Annotated in this window: 20 protein-coding genes; 11 read left to right on the top strand and 9 right to left on the bottom strand. The window is 67.9% G+C overall.

What is annotated here, in order from left to right; genetic code table 11:
• Positions 1-35: 35 nt before the first annotated feature.
• Complete coding sequence (locus tag ASF27_RS01505) at positions 36-359, top strand: hypothetical protein (protein WP_056357187.1); 324 nt, start codon at positions 36-38, stop codon at positions 357-359.
• A gap of 54 nt (positions 360-413) precedes the next feature.
• On the opposite strand, the gene ASF27_RS01500 is transcribed toward ASF27_RS01505, so the two are convergent.
• Positions 414-689, bottom strand: coding sequence for a hypothetical protein (locus ASF27_RS01500; protein WP_056357184.1), 276 nt, complete (start codon positions 687-689; stop codon positions 414-416).
• 132 nt (positions 690-821) lie between these two features.
• Positions 822-1994, bottom strand: a complete 1173-nt coding sequence (locus ASF27_RS01495; protein WP_056357181.1) for a zinc-dependent alcohol dehydrogenase — start codon at positions 1992-1994, stop codon at positions 822-824.
• Positions 1995-2444: 450 nt separating this feature from the next.
• Here ASF27_RS01495 and ASF27_RS01490 point away from each other — a divergent pair, with 450 nt between their 5' ends.
• Both ASF27_RS01490 and pyrF read left to right on the top strand, forming a co-directional pair.
• Positions 2445-3074 carry a uracil-DNA glycosylase family protein gene (locus tag ASF27_RS01490; protein WP_056263596.1) on the top strand — a complete coding sequence of 210 codons (630 nt, stop codon included), beginning with the start codon at positions 2445-2447 and terminating at the stop codon, positions 3072-3074.
• Between the two features lie 57 nt (positions 3075-3131).
• On the top strand, positions 3132-3827 hold the full coding sequence (gene pyrF / locus ASF27_RS01485; RefSeq protein ID WP_056357178.1) for an orotidine-5'-phosphate decarboxylase: 696 nt from the start codon (positions 3132-3134) through the stop codon (positions 3825-3827).
• A 7-nt stretch (positions 3828-3834) separates the two neighbouring features.
• Here the strand turns inward: pyrF and ASF27_RS01480 are convergent, their stop codons facing one another.
• Together ASF27_RS01480 and ASF27_RS01475 are read right to left on the bottom strand one after the other, a co-directional pair.
• Positions 3835-4476 carry a TetR/AcrR family transcriptional regulator gene (locus ASF27_RS01480; RefSeq protein ID WP_082478734.1) on the bottom strand — a complete coding sequence of 214 codons (642 nt, stop codon included), beginning with the start codon at positions 4474-4476 and terminating at the stop codon, positions 3835-3837.
• A gap of 78 nt (positions 4477-4554) precedes the next feature.
• The gene (locus ASF27_RS01475; RefSeq protein WP_056166727.1) at positions 4555-4752 is read right to left on the bottom strand and encodes a hypothetical protein; all 198 of its coding nucleotides are present in this window, start codon (positions 4750-4752) and stop codon (positions 4555-4557) included.
• A 194-nt stretch (positions 4753-4946) separates the two neighbouring features.
• Here ASF27_RS01475 and ASF27_RS01470 point away from each other — a divergent pair, with 194 nt between their 5' ends.
• Positions 4947-5207 carry a BrnA antitoxin family protein gene (locus ASF27_RS01470; protein WP_244480893.1) on the top strand — a complete coding sequence of 87 codons (261 nt, stop codon included), beginning with the start codon at positions 4947-4949 and terminating at the stop codon, positions 5205-5207.
• A 33-nt stretch (positions 5208-5240) separates the two neighbouring features.
• Here ASF27_RS01470 and ASF27_RS01465 read toward each other — a convergent pair whose 3' ends face one another.
• From ASF27_RS01465 to ASF27_RS01455, 3 genes are all read right to left on the bottom strand, one after another.
• Complete coding sequence (locus ASF27_RS01465) at positions 5241-7037, bottom strand: NADPH-dependent assimilatory sulfite reductase hemoprotein subunit (RefSeq protein ID WP_056357173.1); 1797 nt, start codon at positions 7035-7037, stop codon at positions 5241-5243.
• A 213-nt stretch (positions 7038-7250) separates the two neighbouring features.
• The gene (locus ASF27_RS01460; RefSeq protein WP_056357170.1) at positions 7251-9023 is read right to left on the bottom strand and encodes a flavodoxin domain-containing protein; all 1773 of its coding nucleotides are present in this window, start codon (positions 9021-9023) and stop codon (positions 7251-7253) included.
• Between the two features lie 123 nt (positions 9024-9146).
• Positions 9147-9653, bottom strand: coding sequence for an Lrp/AsnC family transcriptional regulator (locus tag ASF27_RS01455; protein ID WP_056166999.1), 507 nt, complete (start codon positions 9651-9653; stop codon positions 9147-9149).
• A 228-nt stretch (positions 9654-9881) separates the two neighbouring features.
• Here ASF27_RS01455 and ASF27_RS01450 point away from each other — a divergent pair, with 228 nt between their 5' ends.
• From ASF27_RS01450 to ASF27_RS01435, 4 genes are all read left to right on the top strand, one after another.
• Positions 9882-10679: a phosphoadenylyl-sulfate reductase gene (locus ASF27_RS01450; protein WP_056166739.1), complete on the top strand. Its 798-nt coding sequence runs from the start codon at positions 9882-9884 to the stop codon at positions 10677-10679.
• Positions 10676-11605, top strand: a complete 930-nt coding sequence (cysD, locus tag ASF27_RS01445; protein WP_056166742.1) for a sulfate adenylyltransferase subunit CysD — start codon at positions 10676-10678, stop codon at positions 11603-11605. The genes ASF27_RS01450 and cysD overlap by 4 nt, the downstream gene beginning before the upstream one ends.
• Position 11606: 1 nt before the next feature.
• The gene (cysN, locus tag ASF27_RS01440) at positions 11607-13013 is read left to right on the top strand and encodes a sulfate adenylyltransferase subunit CysN (protein ID WP_056357167.1); all 1407 of its coding nucleotides are present in this window, start codon (positions 11607-11609) and stop codon (positions 13011-13013) included.
• 139 nt (positions 13014-13152) lie between these two features.
• Positions 13153-13842 carry a class I SAM-dependent methyltransferase gene (locus tag ASF27_RS01435; protein WP_056357166.1) on the top strand — a complete coding sequence of 230 codons (690 nt, stop codon included), beginning with the start codon at positions 13153-13155 and terminating at the stop codon, positions 13840-13842.
• Positions 13843-13876: 34 nt separating this feature from the next.
• Here the strand turns inward: ASF27_RS01435 and ASF27_RS01430 are convergent, their stop codons facing one another.
• Positions 13877-14182, bottom strand: coding sequence for a helix-turn-helix transcriptional regulator (locus ASF27_RS01430; protein ID WP_056357162.1), 306 nt, complete (start codon positions 14180-14182; stop codon positions 13877-13879).
• 296 nt (positions 14183-14478) lie between these two features.
• Between ASF27_RS01430 and ASF27_RS01425 the strand changes: the two genes are divergently transcribed.
• From ASF27_RS01425 to ASF27_RS01415, 3 genes are all read left to right on the top strand, one after another.
• Entirely contained in the window at positions 14479-15681 is a 1203-nt protein-coding gene (locus ASF27_RS01425) for a pyridoxal phosphate-dependent aminotransferase (protein ID WP_056263617.1), read from the top strand.
• 455 nt (positions 15682-16136) lie between these two features.
• Positions 16137-16424 carry a hypothetical protein gene (locus ASF27_RS01420; protein ID WP_056357159.1) on the top strand — a complete coding sequence of 96 codons (288 nt, stop codon included), beginning with the start codon at positions 16137-16139 and terminating at the stop codon, positions 16422-16424.
• 107 nt (positions 16425-16531) lie between these two features.
• Positions 16532-16750 carry a hypothetical protein gene (locus ASF27_RS01415; RefSeq protein WP_056357156.1) on the top strand — a complete coding sequence of 73 codons (219 nt, stop codon included), beginning with the start codon at positions 16532-16534 and terminating at the stop codon, positions 16748-16750.
• 8 nt (positions 16751-16758) lie between these two features.
• Here ASF27_RS01415 and ASF27_RS01410 read toward each other — a convergent pair whose 3' ends face one another.
• Positions 16759-17145, bottom strand: coding sequence for a hypothetical protein (locus tag ASF27_RS01410; protein WP_056166767.1), 387 nt, complete (start codon positions 17143-17145; stop codon positions 16759-16761).
• Positions 17146-17601 lie beyond the last annotated feature (456 nt).

Raw genomic sequence — 17601 nt, 5'->3', positions numbered from 1 at the left:
GACCGGACGGACAACGACCGTTTTCGAGCGATCAGATGCTGTCCTGGGTTCCGTCGATCTTCAAGCGGTTTACTGGCGTTCAGCAGCCGTCCCGGCCGCGCAGCACGGACACTGCGCTCTTGCCGGCGATCCTGCGCATCGGCAACCGCACCTATGCCTGCGACATCGTCGGTCAGGTCAGCGACAAGACCCTGGTGAACCTGCGCCGGGACGTGGTCATCGGTCCGAACGAAGCCATCGACATCAAGCTCGATCGCGACCGCACCTATCGCCGGTTCAACGTGCGGTGGAAACATGGTCTCCAGATCAGCGTCCAGCCGATTACGTCCTGGGCCGCACCGAGGGCGCAGACCTCCTGAGCCGGGACCCCTCGGATTTCGTGAGCTAGGCGAGGCCGCCCGAGCCGATGAAGGTCACGCCGGATCGATCGCGAAAGCCATGCCGAGGCCCGGTCCCTGATCCGCATAATCGACGAGGGCGTAGCCGCGCTCGGCCAGTGCCGCCTCCAGGATATCGTGGTGCTTGCGGAACATCTGGCCGATGGCCAGCGGCGTCAGGCGCGGGTTGCCGCGTCGCAGTTCGTCCACGCCGACGTGCAGCGGCGCGCCGCCCCGGTCCGCGATGCGCACCAAGGCGGCGGCCAGATCCGCCGCCTTGGCCTCCGACGCCGATTTCGCCTTGAACGCCATATCGTCTCCCGTCCCGGCGCGCCTAAGGCCCCCCGCGCGGACGTGGTCCGCTCCAGGAATCCTCGCCAGAGATCCGACAACGAACTTGGACCGGGAAGGGATTCCAATCCAGGGTGCTGCCGGTCATGCACGCTAGTTGGGGTGGAACACCACCTTCACGCAGCCATCCTTCTTGTCGCGGAAGGTCTTGTACAGGTCGGGCCCGTCGGCGAGATTCGTGGAGCGGTGCGTGATCATCGACGTCATGTCGATCTTGCCCGCCTGGATCAGCTTGGTCAGCGGTTCGAGGTAGCGCTTCACGTGGGTCTGGCCGCTCTTCATGGTCAGGCCCTTCTGCACGATCATCCCCATGTTGATCGGGATCGGCCCGCCATAGACGCCCGGCACCGAGACGATGCCGCACGGGCGCACGGCCTTGATCGCCTCCATGAGGGCGTAGGGCCGCTCCGTCGAGGTGAGCTTCTCCTGGATGGTGTTGACGATGGAGGCGAGGCCATGCCCGGCGCTGGCCTCCATGCCGACGCAGTCGATGACGGCGTCGGCCCCCTCGCCCTTGCTGATCTCCTTGATGCGCTCGAACACGTCGTCGTTGGCGTAGTCGATGATGTCGGTGGCCCCGTAGGTCCGGGCGAGGGCGAGGCGCTCCGGCACCGTGTCGATGGCGATGATGCGCTCGGCGCCCATGATCTTGGCCGACTGGATCGCGAACAGGCCCACCGGACCGGCACCCCAAACGGCGATGATCTCGCCGCCCCTGATCTCGCAATGCTCGGCGCCCTGCCAGCCTGTGGGCAGGATATCGGTGAGGAACAGGAGCGATTCGTCGTCGACGCCCTCCGGCGCCAGCATGGGGGCGACGTCCGCCATGGGCACCCGGACGTACTCGGCCTGGCCGCCGGAATAGCCGCCGGTGAGGTGCGAGTAGCCGAACAGGCCGGCGGTGGGGTAACCGAACTGGGCCGCCGCCATGGCGCCGTTACGGTTCGAGCGCTGGCACACCGAGTAATTGCCGAGGCGGCACTGGCGGCACTCGCCGCAATTGATGTTGAACGGCACGACGATACGGTCGCCCTTTTTGAACTTGGTGAAGCCGGCGCCGACCTCGACGACCTCACCCATGAACTCGTGGCCCAGCACGTCGCCGCTCTCCATGGTCGGCATCTGGCCGTCCATGAGGTGGAGGTCCGAGCCGCATATGGCGCACGAGGTCACCTTGATGATGACGTCGCGTGCGTCCTCGATCCTCGGGTCCGGCACCGTATCGCACCGGATGTCGCCCTTGCCATGCCAACACAATGCCTTCATCCGGAACGTCCTCTGCGATGTCGCGTGGCAGTCCGAGCGATGCGATCCCAGAAATTCAGATCGAAATCTTGATCCGATCGGTCGGCCACTACCAATGATGCTTCGATACCGGATTCAAGACGCTTGGCCGGGGATATGTTCCGATTTCCAGGTCCGCAGGAACGTCGCAAGATCGTTCGGCCGGTGCTCGCCTTGAATCCGCGCGAGCGCCCGCGATCCACCCTCTCGGGACCCTGAAGGTCGGCTCCGGGATCGCCGCCGCCGCGGCCGGATCACCGACCCTCATCCGCAGCTGCCACCTCGGCATCGGCAGAGTTCGGCATCGGCGGATTTCGGCATCGGGGGGAATGAGGGAAATCGGGTCGATGCGTCGTTCGCCATCGGCCCAGGCCGGAAGCAGTCGTCTCGCCCCTGTCCAGGGCCGAGGCGCGCCCCTATCTCCGGATCATCATGCAACCTGTTCCGGATTTCGACGCGACGGCCGCGTCCCTGCGCGCCTGCCGGATCTGCCGCGACGCGCCGGTCTATGGGCCGCCCTTGCCCCAGGAGCCGCGCCCCATCGTCCAGGGCCGTTCCAGCGCGCGCCTCTGCATCGCCAGCCAGGCGCCGGGCAACCGGGCCGACAAGAGCGGCGTCCCGTTCATGGACCCCTCCGGGATTCGCCTGCGCGACTGGCTCGGCCTCGACGAGGCCGCGTTCTACGATGCGTCGCGCCTCGCCATCGTGCCCATGGGTGCGTGCTTTCCGGGCTACGACGCCAAGGGTGGGGACCGCCCGCCCCGGCGCGAATGCGCCGAGCGCTGGCGGGCCGAGCTGTTCGCGGGGCTGCCCAACCTCGACCTGATCCTCGTCATCGGCCAGTATGCGCAGGTGTGGCACCTCGGGCGGTCGAAGGGCGGGCTCACCGAGACCGTCCGGGGCTGGCGCGCCGTCCTGGCGGCCCCGCGCCGGCCGCGCGTGCTGCCCCTGCCGCACCCGTCCTGGCGCAACAGCGGCTGGCTGAAGGCCAATCCGTGGTTCGAGGCCGAGCTGCTGCCGGTTCTGCGGGCGGAGGTGGCCGCCGCGATGGCGCCGCGTTGACACCGGGCTCCCGACGCGGGATGGCCGCCCGACGCTTCCAGGCCGAAGGACCCGACGATGCCCGCCATGCTCGATCCGCGCGACCGCCTCATCGTCGCCCTCGACGTCGCGACGGTGGCTGAGGCGGAAGCACTGGTGGAGCGCATCGGCGACGCCGCGACCTTCTACAAGATCGGCTACCGCCTCGCCTATGCGGGCGGGCTCGCCCTGGTGCCCCGTCTCGCCGCCGCCGGCCTCAAGGTGTTCCTCGACCTGAAGCTCCACGACATCGGCAACACCGTGGAGGAGGGCGTGCGGGCGCTGTCCGACCTCGGGCCGACCTTCCTCACGGTGCATGCCTATCCGCAGACCATGCGGGCGGCGGTGCGGGGACGCGGCACCGGCGGCCTGCGGATCCTGGCCGTCACTGTGCTGACCTCCTACGACGAGGCCGATGCGCAGGAGGCCGGCTACGCGCTGCCCATCGCCGACCTCGTGGCGCAGCGCGCACGCCAGGCAGACGAGGCCGGGATCGACGGCATCGTCTGCAGCGCCGTCGAGGCGGTCTCTGTCCGGGGCGTGGTCGGGCCTTCGCGCCTCATCGTCACCCCCGGCATCCGCCCGGCCGGCAGCGGCCTCGGCGACCAGAAGCGGGTGATGACGCCCGGCGAGGCCCGACGCGCCGGTATCGACCATGTGGTGGTCGGGCGCCCGATCACTGGCGCCGCCGATCCCCGCGCCGTCGCGCAGGCCATCGTCGCCGACATGGCGTGATGCGGGATCAGGCGGGCGCGCGCAGGCTTCTCAGCAGAAAGGCGATCATCGCCTCGACGGGGGGAACCCCGGCATCGGGGTAGCGACTGACGAGGGTGGGATGGCAGTAGCGCAGCACCGCCGTATGCAGGCAGGCGGCGGCGGTCGCTGGATCGTCCACCGCGAATTCACCCGCCGTGATCCCGTCGCGCACCAGGGTCTCGATCATCGAGCCGATCCGCTCGATATGGTGGGCGCAGACATCCCAGCTCTCGGCGACGGCGGCCTCGACCATCTCGTGCATGCGCGGGTTGGCGTCGCAGCGCTCGACGCAGGCCCGGTGCAGGACCAGGATCACGCTCGTGAGCCGTGCACTCGCACTTTGCCCGGGCCCCTGCGCCGCGATGGCCACGCGCTGCTCGGTCTCGTCCATGAGACGCTTGATCACGGCCTCGTGGATCGCCTTCTTCGAATCGAAGAAACGATACACGTTGGCCGGACTCATCCGCAGGGCGCGGGCGATGTCGGCGACGGTGGTCTTCTGGTAGCCGATCTCCCGGAACGCCCGTTCGGCGGTTTCCAGGATGCGGCACCGGGTCATCGGCGCCGCTTCGTGCGGAAGAGCGAGGTCGTCGGGGAGGGCGGTCACGGGTGCCGCTGCGGTGGTCATGGCATCACGCTAGGGGGCGGCCCAGGCAAGGTCAAAGGCTCAAAGAGCCCTCGACGCACGTGACGCGGGGAGTGTGCCTTACGAGCCGAACTGAGATCCGAGCTGCTCCAGATATTCGGCCAGATCGACTCCGCCGACGCGCTTGCCGTAATCGAACCGCATGCCCTGCTGAATGTCGACGCTGCTCGACTTGGTCGTTAGGGTAAAAGGCTTGACGCAGATCCAGGCACCGTCGTGGCGATGTTGGAAGAAATTTAGGATCTCGTGCTTGGCCATGGCCGGGTTCCCCTCTGTCTGGGGAATCAACGGCCATCAACCGCAACGGTTCACTCAAGGCCCGAATTTCGACATGTTTCGAAAAAAGGTGGCCGATGCGGTCGCGTTCCTGACCGTCGTTCACACGGATCGGAGCGGCGTCACCCGAATCATCTCGGCTCGCCCTGCCTCGCAACGGGAAAGGAAACGCTATGATGAAGCGCTACGCGCGTCCGATGACCTCCGATGAGATCGCGGCCGTACCAGACGCCGAGATCGATTTCAGCGATGTGCCGGAACTCGATGAGGCGTTCTGGACAAACGCCAAGCTCGTCGAGCCGGATCGGACGCAATCCGTCACGCTCCGGGTCAAGACATCGGTCCTCGATGCCTACAAGCAGCAGGGGCGAGGCTACCAGACGCGCATGAGCGCCGTTCTGGAAAGCTATGCCCGTGCGACGCTCAAACATGAGTGAGGGAGCGAGACATCCCCGCTCCCTCGCCGCAACTCAGGCCGCGCTCTTCAGCGGGCCGATCTTCTCGTGGAAATCCGGGCCGTTGACCGTCTTCGTCACGTAGCCGTCGCGGATGAGGTAGTCGCCGAAGCGCTCGCCGGGCCGCTTGTTCTTCGCGTAGGCCGCGAACAGGGGATCGAGGATCGTCTTGATCTCGGAGGCGGTGATGTCTTCGCCGTAGAGCTTGCCCAGGCGCGAGCCGTCGAAGGCCGCCCCGAGATAGAGGTGGTAGCGCTCGGGACCGCGACCCACGAGACCGATCTCGGCGATGAACGGCCGGGCGCAGCCGTTGGGGCAGCCGGTCATCCGGATGGTGATCTCGTCGTCCTGCAATCCGTGGGACGCGAGGCTGGTCTCGAGCTCGGTCATCAGGTCGGGCAGGTAGCGCTCGCTCTCGGCCAGCGCGAGGCCGCAGGTCGGCAGCGCCACGCAGGCCATGGAGTTGCGGCGGAGCGCACTGGCGCCCTTCATCATGCCGTGCTGGTCGACCAGGGCCTCGATCTCGGCACGCTTCTCGGACGGCACGTTGGCGATGATGACGTTCTGGTTGCCGGTGAGGCGGAAGTCGCCCTCGTGAATCTCGGCGATGCGGCGCAGGCCCGTGAGCAGCTGCGGGCCGTTCTCGTAATCCTTGATCCGCCCGGAAGCGACGTAGAGCGTCAGGTGGTGGCGGCCGTCGTCGCCCTCGGTCCAGCCGTAGCGGTCGCCGTTGCCCGTGAAGGTGAAGGGCTTCGGGTCGGCCAGCGGCTTGCCGACGCGCTTCTCCACCTCGGCCCGGAAGGCGGCCAGCCCGTAGCGCTCGATGGTGTACTTCAGGCGGGCGTTCTTGCGGACCTTGCGGTTGCCCCAGTCGCGCTGCACCGTCATCACGGCCTCGGCCGCCTTCAGGGCGTCCTCGGGCGCGACGAAGCACATCACGTCGGCGGTGCGCGGGAACGTGTCGGTCTCGCCGTGGGTCATGCCCATGCCGCCGCCGACCGTGACGTTCCAGCCCGTGACCTTCCCCTTCTTGTCGAGGATTGCGATGAAGCCGAGGTCGTGGGCGAAGATGTCGACCTCGTTCGAGGGCGGCACCGCGATCACGGTCTTGAACTTCCGGGGCAGGTAGGTCTTGCCGTAGACGGGTTCGATCTCGGCCGCGTCCTCGCCGCCGACCACGCGCTCGCCGTCGAGCCAGATCTCGCGCCAGGCGCTGGTCTTCGGCAGCAGGGAATCCGAGATGTTCTTGGCGAGATCGTACGCGACCTTGTGGGCGCCAGACTGCGCCGGGTTCGTCGCCGACATGACGTTGCGGTTGACGTCGCCGCAGGCCGCGATGGTGTCGAGCAGCGTCGCGTCGATGGCCGCCATCGTGCGCTTGAGGTTCGACTTGATGACCCCGTGATACTGGAAGGTCTGGCGCGTCGTCGCCCGCAAGGCCCCGCCCGCATAGACCGTGGCGATCTCGTCCAGCGCCAGCCACTGCTTCGGTGTGACGACGCCACCGGCGATGCGCAGGCGGATCATGAAGCTGAAGGCCTTCTCGAGCTTCTTCTTGGTCCGTTCCGCGCGGATGTCGCGGTCGTCCTGCATGTACATCCCGTGGAACTTCACGAGCTGACCGTCATCCTCCGAGATGGCGCCGGTGGCGTGCTTCAGGAGCCCGTCGGCCAGGGTCCCGCGCAGGTAGCCGGACGCGATCTTGAGGTGCTCGTTGTGCGCAAGGCCGGCCGACCGGGCGGCTTCCGCCTCGGTGATGGGACGGTCGGTCGGCGGGGTCTCGTAGAGGCGGGGAGGGGTCTGCTCGGCCATGGCGGAATTCCGATACAATCAGTGTCGATCGCGAGGCTCGTATCGCTCGCGGATCGCTCAGTGGAGTCGTGCTCTCGGATGCTGTCCGCCGCGTCATTCCGGGGCGCCGTAGGCGAACCCGGAATCCAAAAAACACAAGTCGCGGTTCAGTCGGCTCCGTCGGCGGTTCTGGGTTCCGGGCTTGCTGTCGCGCCCGGAACGACGGTGTGATCCTCAGTAGACGTCCTGCTGGTAGCGGTGGGCGCGCTCCAGGGCCGCGACCGCCGCTTCGGCATCGGCCGGGGTGAGGGCCTTCACTTGCTGATAAGCGCGCACGACGGCGCTGCGCACGTCCTTGGCCATGCGGTTGGCGTCGCCGCAGACGTAGAAGCTGGCGCCGCCGTCGAGCCACGCCACCAACTCCTTGGCGTGATGGTCGATGCGGTCCTGGACGTAGATCTTCTCCGGCTGGTCGCGGGAGAAGGCGACGTCGATCTGCGTGAGCGACCCGTCTTCCAGGGCGTCCTGCCATTCGAGCTGATAGAGGAAGTCGTGGGTGAAGTGGCGGTCGCCGAAGAACAGCCACGAGCGTCCGGGAGCTTCCACGGCGCGGCGCTCCTGCACGAAGGCGCGGAACGGCGCCACGCCGGTGCCGGGGCCGACCATGATGATGTCGGTGGCGGGGTCCTGCGGCAGGCGGAAGTGGCGGTTCGGCTTCAGCTTCACCCGCAGCTTGGCGCCGTTCTTCACCCGGTCGGCCACGTGGGTCGAGGCGACACCGGAGCGGGCCCGGCCATGGGTCTCGTAGCGCACGGCGGCGATGACGAGGTGGACCTCGTCGCCGACTTCCTTGCGCGATGAGGCGATGGAGTAGGCGCGCGGCGGCAGGGGCCGGGTGATGGTGCTGAGGTGTTCGGCCGTCACCTTAGCCGGGAAGCTCTGGATGAGGTCGATGAGGTGGCGGCCCTCGATCCAGGCCTTGGCTTCGCCGCTGTCGATGAGCTTCTGCGCCTCGGCATGGCCCGTGGCCTTGGCGAAGCGCTCCACCGTGGTGGCCGACAGGGTGGTGATGTCGCGCTCGGCGAGCAGCGCCCGGCGCAGGGCGTCGTCGCCGGAGAGCCCCGTCGCGGTCAGGATCTCGTCCACGAGGGCGGGGTCGTTCTCGGGGTAGATCTCGAGGCTGTCGCCCGGCTCGTAGGCCGGCGCGCCGTCCTCGAATTCGAGGGCGATGTGGATCGTCTCCTTGTCGGAGCGCGACGAGTTCAGGTTCACGTGGTCGACGACCTCGACCACCCGGGGCTCGCGGCTCGGCTCGGCCTCCTCCTCGTCCTCGGCGGCGCGGGCGGCGAAGTCGACGGCCACAACGTTGTCGGCGCTCGGCGCCGGGGCCAGGGCCTTGAGGGTGTTCTTGATCCACTCGGCGGCCGGCTTGTCGAAGTCGAGGTCGAGGTCGGCGCGCTCGTACGCGCGCTTGGCCCCGAGCGCCTCGAAGCGGGCATCGAGCGCCTTCCCGATGGCGCAGAACTCCGCGTAGGAGGTGTCGCCGAGCGCCAGCACGGCGAAATCGATGCCGTCGAGGCGCGGCGCGCCGTCCCCCATGAGTTCGCCGTAGGCCCGCATGGCCCGGGCCGGGGGCTCGCCCTCGCCCCAGGTCGCCGCGATGGCCACCACGTGCTTCTCGCCCGCGAGCGACGCCACGTCGAGATCGAAGAAATCCACGATCTTGGGCTTGAACCCGTTCTTGCGGGCGAGTTTGGCGACATCGCTCGCGAGCTTCTCCGAATTGCCGGATTCGCTGGCGAACAGGATGGTCAGGGGCTCGGCCGCCTTCGGGGGGGCGGCGGGCGCGGCGGCGGCGGGCTGGCCGCCCGCGGCGTCGAGGCCCGCGAGGAAGCCGGCGAGCCAGGCCCGCTGGATCGGGGTCGCGGCGCCCAGGACGGCGTCGAGGCTCGCCCGTTCCTTGTCTTCGAACGGGGCCGTGCGGGGGAGGATCGCGTGTCGTGCCATTGGGAAAGCCATGTCGTCCTGAGCGGCCGCGCTGTCAACGGAATGTCCGTTTTACAGAACGACGTCACGGTAGAAGGAGCTGCCTGCGGTTGCGCCGCAAAACAGAAGTTCGTTCTCTTGTGCCTATTCCCCCGCAACCACCGACAGCGTCGGCACGAAGCGTCCGCTGGCCGGTGGAGCCGGCAGGGGCAGGGCGGTGGTGGACTTCACCTTCTCCATGGCGAAGCGCGATGTCACGTTCTTCAACGGCAGCGTCGCGATGAGATGCTTATAGAAGGTGTCGTAGGCGCGCATATCGGCCACGACGACGCGCAGCATGTAGTCCACATCCCCGGCCATGCGGTAGAATTCCAGCACCTCCGGCATGGCCGAGACGGTCTCGGCGAAGCGCTCCAGCCACTCGCGGGAATGGTCTGCGGTCTCGATGGAGACGAACACCGTCAGGCCGAGGCCGAGTTTCACGGGATCGAGCACGGCGACGCGCCGGTCGATGACCCCATCGGCCTCCAGGCGCTGGATGCGCTTCCAGCACGGGGTCTGCGACAGGCCGACCCGCTCGCCGATGGTGGCGATGGAGAGCGTGGCGTCGTGCTGCAACAGCCCGAGGATCTTCAGATCGATCGCATCCAAGGTGGCCTCGTGTCGGTTCCGGGATCGGCGCGGCGTGCGGACGAGCACGGCGCACGACCCTTATGAGAAGGATCTTTCCTTGTCAGGCAACCATGACGGGATCGGGCCGTTGGCCGATCGCACCGCCCACAGGGCCGGGATGTCCGGCACGCAGGCTGTGATGCCTTGACAGCGTTCGTTATAGCGAACATTTCAATCGTCAGACAAGCGGACATTCCGAACACCGTCATGAGCTTTCCCCTGGAACACGCGGCGCGCGCCCTCGCCGACGGCATGGCCGGCCTCGATCTCAAGGGCCGCATCGCCCTCATCGAGGCGACGGTACCGGGCCGCCTCGTCTTCACCACGAGCCTCGGCATCGAGGATCAGGCCCTGACGCACGCGCTGGCGATGAACAAGGGTCGTACCGAGATCGTCACCCTCGACACCGGCCGGCTCTACCCCGAGACCTACGACACCTGGACCGAGACCGAATCGGCCTACGGCATCCGCATCCAGGCCTACGCGCCGGAGCGCGAGGCCGAGGAGCGTTTCGTGCGGGAGGAGGGGATCAACGGCTTTCGCCAGTCGGTGTCCGCGCGGCAGGCCTGCTGCGGCTTCCGCAAGGTCGAGCCCCTGGGGCGGGCGCTCGCGGGCGCCGCCGGGTGGCTGACGGGCCTGCGCGCCGGGCAATCGGCCAATCGGGCCGACACGCCGCTGGCCGAGGCCGACGAGGCCCGCGACCTCATCAAGATCAATCCCCTGGCTGATTGGAGCCGGACGGATGTCGACCGGTTCGTGGCCGACAACTACATCCCCTACAACGTCCTGCACGATCGCGGCTTTCCCTCCATCGGCTGCGCCCCCTGCACCCGCGCCATCAAGGTCGGCGAGGACGAGCGTGCCGGCCGCTGGTGGTGGGAGCAGGCCTCGAAGAAGGAATGCGGTTTGCACATCCACGCCCCAGAGGCCGACGTTCAGCCTGGCCAGGAGCCGGCGGCATTCGAAACCCCGACCCACACGAACGCCCCGGAGATGGCCCGATGAGCGCCGCCCTCGCAGCCACCCGCGCCGAGCGCCTCACCCACCTGCAGCGCCTGGAGGCCGAGAGCATCCACATCATGCGGGAGACCGTCGCCGAGACGGAGAACCCGGTGATGCTCTACTCCATCGGCAAGGATTCCTCGGTGCTGCTGCACCTGGCCCTGAAGGCGTTCGCGCCCGGCCGCCTGCCGTTTCCCCTGATGCACATCGACACGACGTGGAAGTTCAAGGAGATGATCGCGTTTCGCGATCAGCGGGCCAAGGATCTGGGGCTCGACCTCATCGTCCACACGAATCAGGAGGGTCTGGCGCGCGGCGTCGGTCCCATCAGCCACGGGTCGGAAGTCCACACCGACGTGATGAAGACGCAAGGGCTGCGGCAGGCGCTCGACAAGCATAAGTTCGACGCGGCCTTCGGCGGCGCGCGCCGCGACGAGGAGGCGAGCCGGGCCAAGGAGCGCATCTTCTCGCTCCGTACGGCCCAGCACCGCTGGGACCCCAAGCGCCAGCGCGCCGAGCCGTGGCACGTCTACAACCTGCGCAAGAAGCGCGGCGAGTCCCTGCGGGTGTTCCCGATCTCGAATTGGACCGAGCTCGACGTCTGGCTCTACATCGAGCAAGAAAACATCCCGATCGTGCCGCTCTACTTCGCCAAGCCCCGCCCGGTGGTGGAGCGCGACGGCCAGCTCATCCTCGTCGACGACGACCGCCTGCCCCTCGAGCCCGGCGAGACCCCGAAGGACATCTCCGTCCGCTTCCGGACGCTCGGGGATTATCCTCTCACGGGCGCCGTCGAGAGCGACGCCGCGACCCTGCCCGAGATCATCGGCGAAACCCTGGCCGCCCGCACCTCGGAACGCCAGGGCCGGGTCATCGACAAGGACGGGTCCGGCGCCATGGAGCGCAAGAAGCAGGAGGGCTATTTCTAAGATGACCATCCATCAATCGCCCGGGGCCTTCGGCTATGACAGCTTCCTCGCCGCCCATCAGAGCAAGGAGGTGCTGCGCTTCATCACCTGCGGCTCGGTGGACGACGGCAAGTCGACCCTGATCGGCCGGCTCCTGCACGACACCAAGCAGATCTTCGACGATCAGGTCACCGCCCTGCAGCGCGATTCGCGCAAGCACGGGACGCAAGGGGCCGAGATCGACCTCGCGCTCCTCGTCGACGGTCTCCAGGCCGAGCGCGAGCAGGGCATCACCATCGACGTCGCCTACCGGTTCTTCTCCACCGACAAGCGCTCGTTCATCGTCGCCGACACCCCCGGCCACGAGCAGTACACCCGCAACATGGCCACCGGCGCTTCCACGGCGGACGTGGCCGTGATCCTCGTCGATGCGCGTCAGGGTCTGACCCGGCAGACGCGCCGCCACGCGCTCCTCGTCTCGCTGCTGGGCATCAAGCGGGTCGCCCTCGCCGTCAACAAGATGGACCTCGTCGGCTGGTCGCAGGACAAGTTCGCGGCCATCACCCAGGCGTTCGACGCCTTCGCGGCACCCCTCGGCTTCACCGAAGTCCGGGCGATTCCGCTCTCGGCCAAGAACGGCGACAACGTCGTGCTGCCGGGCGCCGCCGTACCCTGGTACACGGGCACGCCGCTGCTGCAGTACCTCGAAGAGGTGCCCGTGCGCGTCGAGGAGCAGGCGGCGCCGTTCCGCATGGCGGTGCAGTGGGTCAACCGGCCGAACTCCGAGTTCCGGGGCTTCGCCGGCCTCATCGCCAGCGGCCGCGTCGCCCCCGGCGACAGCGTCGTCATCGCACCCTCGAACCGCACCTCCACCATCGCCCGGATCTACACCGCCGACGGTGACCTGCCGCACGCGGTGGAGGGCCAGTCCGTGACCCTCGTGCTGGCCGACGAGGTCGATGCCTCGCGCGGCGCCGTCATTGCGGCGGCCTCCGCGCCGATCCGCGTCACCGACAGTCTCGACGCCCGCCTGTTCTGGGCCGCCGAGACCGAGCTGAACCAGGGCGCGACCCTGCTCGCCAAGATCGGCACCGTCACGGTCAACGCCGTGGTCAGCACCATCCGCAGCCGCCTCGATCCCGAGACGGGGCAGGCCGAGCCCGTGACCCGGCTCGTCGCCAACGACATCGGCGACGTGACCCTGACCCTCGACCGGCCGGTGCCGGTGGACGCCTACGCGCAGAACCGCGACACCGGCGGCTTCATCCTCATCGACCGCGAGACCACGGATACGGCGGCGTTGGGCCTCGTCCAGGCGGCGTCCTCCGCCCCGAAGCCGGCGGAGACCAACGTCGCCGAATCCGAGCCCTTCGAACCCGTCAAGTCCGGCGGCCTACTCTCCGGCATCAAGCGCCTGTTCGGCGGCTGATCCTTCGGCCCGACCCGCCCTCGCGCCGCCGTCCCCTTGCGGGGGCGGCGGCGTTGTCGTTCCCGAGGGTGACGGGCGCGGCGGCGATGTGCGACACGGCTGACCCCGTCGTCCATCAAAGGATCGGTTTGTAGGAAAAATGGCGAAATTTCACTTCGTCGAGGATTACGAGCGCTACGTCGCCGACCTGATCCGGCAGCATCCCATCGACACGGCCATGAGTCTGGCGGTCGGCGGCTCGTACGCGAGCGTCGGCGCCATCGAGTGCGAGATCCTGCTGCACGCCGGCCTGGAGCCCGGCATGGCGGTGGTCGATCTCGGCTGTGGCAGCGGACGCCTCGCCGTGGCCCTCGCAGACCGGATCGCGGTCGGCTATCTCGGCCTCGACGTGGTGCCGGCCCTCCTCAACTACGCGCGGTCGCGAACGCCGCGGGCCTACAGGTTCGTCCTCAACCGCGCCCTGTCCCTGCCCGTCGAGGCGGCGTCGGTGGATGTGCTGTGCGCCTTCAGCGTGTTCACCCACCTTCTGCACGCCGAGACCTACCTCTACCTTGAGGATGCCCACCGGGCCCTGCGTCCCGGCGGCCGCGTGGTGCTCTCGTTCCTCGAATTCGCCATCCCCGACCATTGGGCGGTGTTCGACAAGACCGTGCAGGCCCAACGCGCCAGCACGGTGCCCCACCTGAACCAATTCATCGAGCGCAACCAGATCACCGTCTGGTCCCAGCGCCTCGGCTATGCGCACGTGGCGTTCATCGACGGCAACACCGCGCCCTGGCCTTCGGGCGAGCCGCTCGGGCAGTCCATCGCGATTCTCACCAAGGGGTGAAACTTCGAGCCCCTTGCAGTTCCCGACGTTGTCATCAGGCCGGCTGAGCGTCTTCTGCGGACGCGCTGTCGAGACGGATATGCAACATGGCACCCGTCGCGTCGGCGAAGCGGCGGAGCGAGGTTGTTGTGGGGGCGGATTTCCCACTCTCCCACCGCGCGACCATGGCCTGGGACGTGCCGATACGCTGGGCGACTTCCGCCTGGGAGAGGCGCGCGCGATGACGGGCCTCGGCCATGGCGAATGCCAGGTCCATCACCGGCGATACTGCGTCCCGCGCGGCCCGGTAGTCCGGCTCGGCATTCCACCGTTCGCGGATGGTCTTGAACGGAATCGCCATCACACCACGCCTTTCGCTCGCTCTTCGGCCAGATCCAGCCACCGCTCGGTGTTTTACGGGTCTTCTTCATGAAAGCGGCCACGATCACGACGCGCTTGTCGGTCCGCGAGAACGCCCTCGTCGAGGACATCGACTATCCAGCTCATGCCCATGAACTTATGCCCATGAACTTATGCCCATGAACTTATATCAAAAATGGCATTGCGCAATGCGGTCCCGGTGAACTTGCCCCGCTTTCGAACGGCGACTACGGTCCCGCCCGTCCGAAAACCGCGCAAAACTACCGGAGTTCTCCCATGGGCTTTCTCGCCGACGCCCTGTCGCGTGTGAAACCGTCCGCGACCATCGCGATGACGCAGAAGGCGCGCGAACTCAAAGCCGGCGGGATGGATGTCATCAGTCTGTCCGTGGGCGAGCCGGATTTCGACACGCCCCAGCACATCAAGGATGCGGCCGTCGCCGCCATCGCGCGCGGGGAGACGAAGTACACGCCCGTCTCCGGCATCGTGCCCCTGCGCGAGGCCATCGTGACGAAGTTCAAGCGCGAGAACGGCCTCGACTACAAGGCGTCGCAGACCATCGTCGGCACCGGCGGCAAGCACGTGATCTACAACGCCCTGCTCGCTACCCTGAACCCCGGCGACGAGGTGGTGATTCCGCGTCCCTACTGGGTCTCGTACCCCGAGATGGTGGTCCTGTGCGGCGGCACGCCGGTCTTCGCCGAGACCACCATGGAACACGACTTCAAGCTCCAGCCGGAGGAGCTGGAGCGGGTGATCACCCCAAGAACGAAGTGGATCATCCTCAACTCGCCGTCGAACCCCTCGGGGGCGGCCTATGCGCGGGACGAGATGAAGCGGATCACCGACGTGCTCCTGCGCCATCCCCAGGTCTGGGTTCTCACCGACGACATGTACGAGCACCTCTGCTACGGCGATTTCGAATTCGTCACCCCGGCCCAGGTCGAGCCGAATCTCTACGAGCGCACGCTCACCATGAACGGCGTCTCGAAGGCCTACGCCATGACCGGCTGGCGCATCGGCTACGCCGCCGGCCCGGAAAAACTCATCAAGGCCATGGATTTCGTCCAGGGTCAGCAGACCTCGGGCGCCTGCTCGATCTCGCAATGGGCGGCGGTGGCGGCCCTCGACGGGCCGCAGGCGCACCTCGCCGAGTTTCGCACGGCGTTCCAGGCGCGCCGCGACCTCGTGGTGTCGATGCTGAACCAGACCCAGGGGTTGAAGTGCCCGACGCCCGAGGGTGCGTTCTACGTCTATCCCTCCTGCGCCGAGGCGATCGGGCGCAGGGCGCCGTCCGGCAAGGTCATCGAGACCGACGAGGACTTCGTGGTCGAGCTGCTCCAGGCCGAGGGCGTCGCCGCCGTCCACGGCTCGGCCTTCGGCCTCGGGCCGAACCTGCGCATCTCCTATGCGACCTCGAACGCCGCCCTGGAAGAGGCGTGCACCCGCATCCAGCGGTTCTGCGGTTCGTTGCGGTAACCATCGTCGGTCGACCCGCGCCCGGGGCTCCTGCGGCGCGGGGACCAATTGCCGGCTCCCGGCCCGGCGCCTACATCGACACTCCCTGCCGCCGATGCGTTCGATGGTTTCGCGGACCCGCTCGGGCCTCGCATGGTGGCGGGGCCTGTCGTGACGGGGCGGTGCGGACCAGTTCTCTGCACCGTTCCTGTGAGGCCTAGTGGGCCGGGTTGCGGCAGGCGTGTCACGGATGCGGGGAACAGGAACCGCGGCCGTGGCGCAAGGCCCACCCTTTTCACCGCGTCCCGCTCCGTCCGTTGCTGCCCGTCCGGTGTTTGGCCGCCGAGACCGTGTGCGGCCCGATCCGGGACGGCGGACCGGGGCGGACGGGGCGGTTCGTTAACGCTCGCCGGTGAAGATGCTCCAAGGCCGGGGAACCGGTCGCGTGCCACCGCGTAGCTTCGGGCCTGACCACAATGAGACGCCTCCTCACGGGTGGCATCAAGGCGATCCTCGCCATCGCCGCGCTCTCCACCGCCGCCCATTGGACCATGCGCCTGCAGCGCGAGACCGCGCCCCGGCCCGTGGTGGCGCTTCCCGATCCGGTGACCACCGGCTCCATCGACGCGCGAAAGCCCGTCGCGGGCCCGGCCGCCGCGTCGGCGGACGTGACCCGCGGTCTCGACCAGCGCCGCCTGTCGGAACTGTTCGCCGGCACCGCACCCGAAAAGGCCAAGGTGCAGAAGGCCGCCGTCAAACGCTGACGGGACTTCCACAGGGGCGCGCCGCTGCGACCGCGACGACCACGTTTCCGGAACCCTCCGTCCGGGGCATGTGTTGGTCAGCGCATTCCCATCGCAGGAGAGTCCGCATGGCCAACCCCGGCCTACCGATCCCCGAACCCTTGCCCGGCGGCATTCCGGGCGATCTGCCGACGCCCCCGCCGCCCGACGAGCAGCCGGATATCGGCCCCACCGGTCCGCGCACGCCCTATCCGGTCAACGATCCGGGCATCGACGAGCCGACGGGTCCGGGGTCCGAGCCGGATTACCTTCCCGGCGGCCCGACCGATCCCGGCGTCCGGATGTAACCGTCCGCTCAATGATCCCCGTGCGAGGCACGCACGTCGCGCGGGGCACTGAGGATTTCCGAGAGGCTCGTCACCACGTGGCGGGCCTCTTCGTCCGTCAGGCGCAGCTGGAACGGCGGCAATGCCCCGGCCTGGAGGGCGACCACGGCCTGCCCCTGCTCGTCCGTCCCCACCTCGATGGCCGAGGAGGTCACGTCGAGCATCGCCAAGTCCTCGTCCAGCTCCTCCGGCCCGTCGGTGTCGTCCGGCTCGTCGATGGCCGTGAGGAGATGGCCGACGGCCCGCACCAGGGCGCGGGCGGCACGCGCATCCATCACCACCGCCGTCGCCTGGTCGTCCTTCTGGAAGGAAAGCTGGATGTTCGCGCCTTCGAGGGAAACCGAGATGCCCGCCATGAACCGCCTAACTGCCTCGTCACCGAACCGCCCCCGCCCATTCCGGTCCGCGAAACTCCCACGGGCGAGGCGGGACGCGGCGGAGATGGGCATCGACGGCGCTCAAGAGTGCCTTACAAAATCTCCGTCCGCCACCGGTGCGCGCGTTGGGCGCGGCGGAGCGGAAGGCGTTTCGGAAAGGGACACTAACTGCCTGGACCCGAACCCTTATATGCACCGGGACGCCCGGGAATCCCAGCGGTCGGCGCCATTGCCGCAGGCCATTCGAAGGCATCCGTGAGCCGGCACGCCTTGTTGCGGCCGCATGAACCGACTACATATCTCATCAGCGGGTTTCGGTGAGCCGGGCGCTTGTACACCCAAGCGTTTCACGTCCTGCTGATCCCCGTCAGGACGTTTTGAAGAGGATCTACGTTGCCGTATCCCCAGGATCCGGTGGCCAGATCGACGAACGAT

The sequence above is a fragment of the Methylobacterium sp. Leaf102 genome (assembly GCF_001422425.1).
Taxonomy (GTDB): Bacteria; Pseudomonadota; Alphaproteobacteria; order Rhizobiales; family Beijerinckiaceae; genus Methylobacterium.
This window is presented reverse-complemented; position numbering and strand designations above follow the sequence as displayed.

Coding starts and splice junctions, on each gene's coding strand:
- ASF27_RS01505 (WP_056357187.1), top strand. CDS start 36: ATGCTGTCCTGGGTTCCGTCGATCTTCAAGCGGTTTACTGGCGTTCAG.
- ASF27_RS01500 (WP_056357184.1), bottom strand. CDS start 689: ATGGCGTTCAAGGCGAAATCGGCGTCGGAGGCCAAGGCGGCGGATCTG.
- ASF27_RS01495 (WP_056357181.1), bottom strand. CDS start 1,994: ATGAAGGCATTGTGTTGGCATGGCAAGGGCGACATCCGGTGCGATACG.
- ASF27_RS01490 (WP_056263596.1), top strand. CDS start 2,445: ATGCAACCTGTTCCGGATTTCGACGCGACGGCCGCGTCCCTGCGCGCC.
- pyrF (WP_056357178.1), top strand. CDS start 3,132: ATGCCCGCCATGCTCGATCCGCGCGACCGCCTCATCGTCGCCCTCGAC.
- ASF27_RS01480 (WP_082478734.1), bottom strand. CDS start 4,476: ATGACCACCGCAGCGGCACCCGTGACCGCCCTCCCCGACGACCTCGCT.
- ASF27_RS01475 (WP_056166727.1), bottom strand. CDS start 4,752: ATGGCCAAGCACGAGATCCTAAATTTCTTCCAACATCGCCACGACGGT.
- ASF27_RS01470 (WP_244480893.1), top strand. CDS start 4,947: ATGAAGCGCTACGCGCGTCCGATGACCTCCGATGAGATCGCGGCCGTA.
- ASF27_RS01465 (WP_056357173.1), bottom strand. CDS start 7,037: ATGGCCGAGCAGACCCCTCCCCGCCTCTACGAGACCCCGCCGACCGAC.
- ASF27_RS01460 (WP_056357170.1), bottom strand. CDS start 9,023: ATGGCACGACACGCGATCCTCCCCCGCACGGCCCCGTTCGAAGACAAG.
- ASF27_RS01450 (WP_056166739.1), top strand. CDS start 9,882: ATGAGCTTTCCCCTGGAACACGCGGCGCGCGCCCTCGCCGACGGCATG.
- cysD (WP_056166742.1), top strand. CDS start 10,676: ATGAGCGCCGCCCTCGCAGCCACCCGCGCCGAGCGCCTCACCCACCTG.
- cysN (WP_056357167.1), top strand. CDS start 11,607: ATGACCATCCATCAATCGCCCGGGGCCTTCGGCTATGACAGCTTCCTC.
- ASF27_RS01435 (WP_056357166.1), top strand. CDS start 13,153: ATGGCGAAATTTCACTTCGTCGAGGATTACGAGCGCTACGTCGCCGAC.
- ASF27_RS01430 (WP_056357162.1), bottom strand. CDS start 14,182: ATGGCGATTCCGTTCAAGACCATCCGCGAACGGTGGAATGCCGAGCCG.
- ASF27_RS01425 (WP_056263617.1), top strand. CDS start 14,479: ATGGGCTTTCTCGCCGACGCCCTGTCGCGTGTGAAACCGTCCGCGACC.
- ASF27_RS01420 (WP_056357159.1), top strand. CDS start 16,137: ATGAGACGCCTCCTCACGGGTGGCATCAAGGCGATCCTCGCCATCGCC.
- ASF27_RS01415 (WP_056357156.1), top strand. CDS start 16,532: ATGGCCAACCCCGGCCTACCGATCCCCGAACCCTTGCCCGGCGGCATT.
- ASF27_RS01410 (WP_056166767.1), bottom strand. CDS start 17,145: ATGGCGGGCATCTCGGTTTCCCTCGAAGGCGCGAACATCCAGCTTTCC.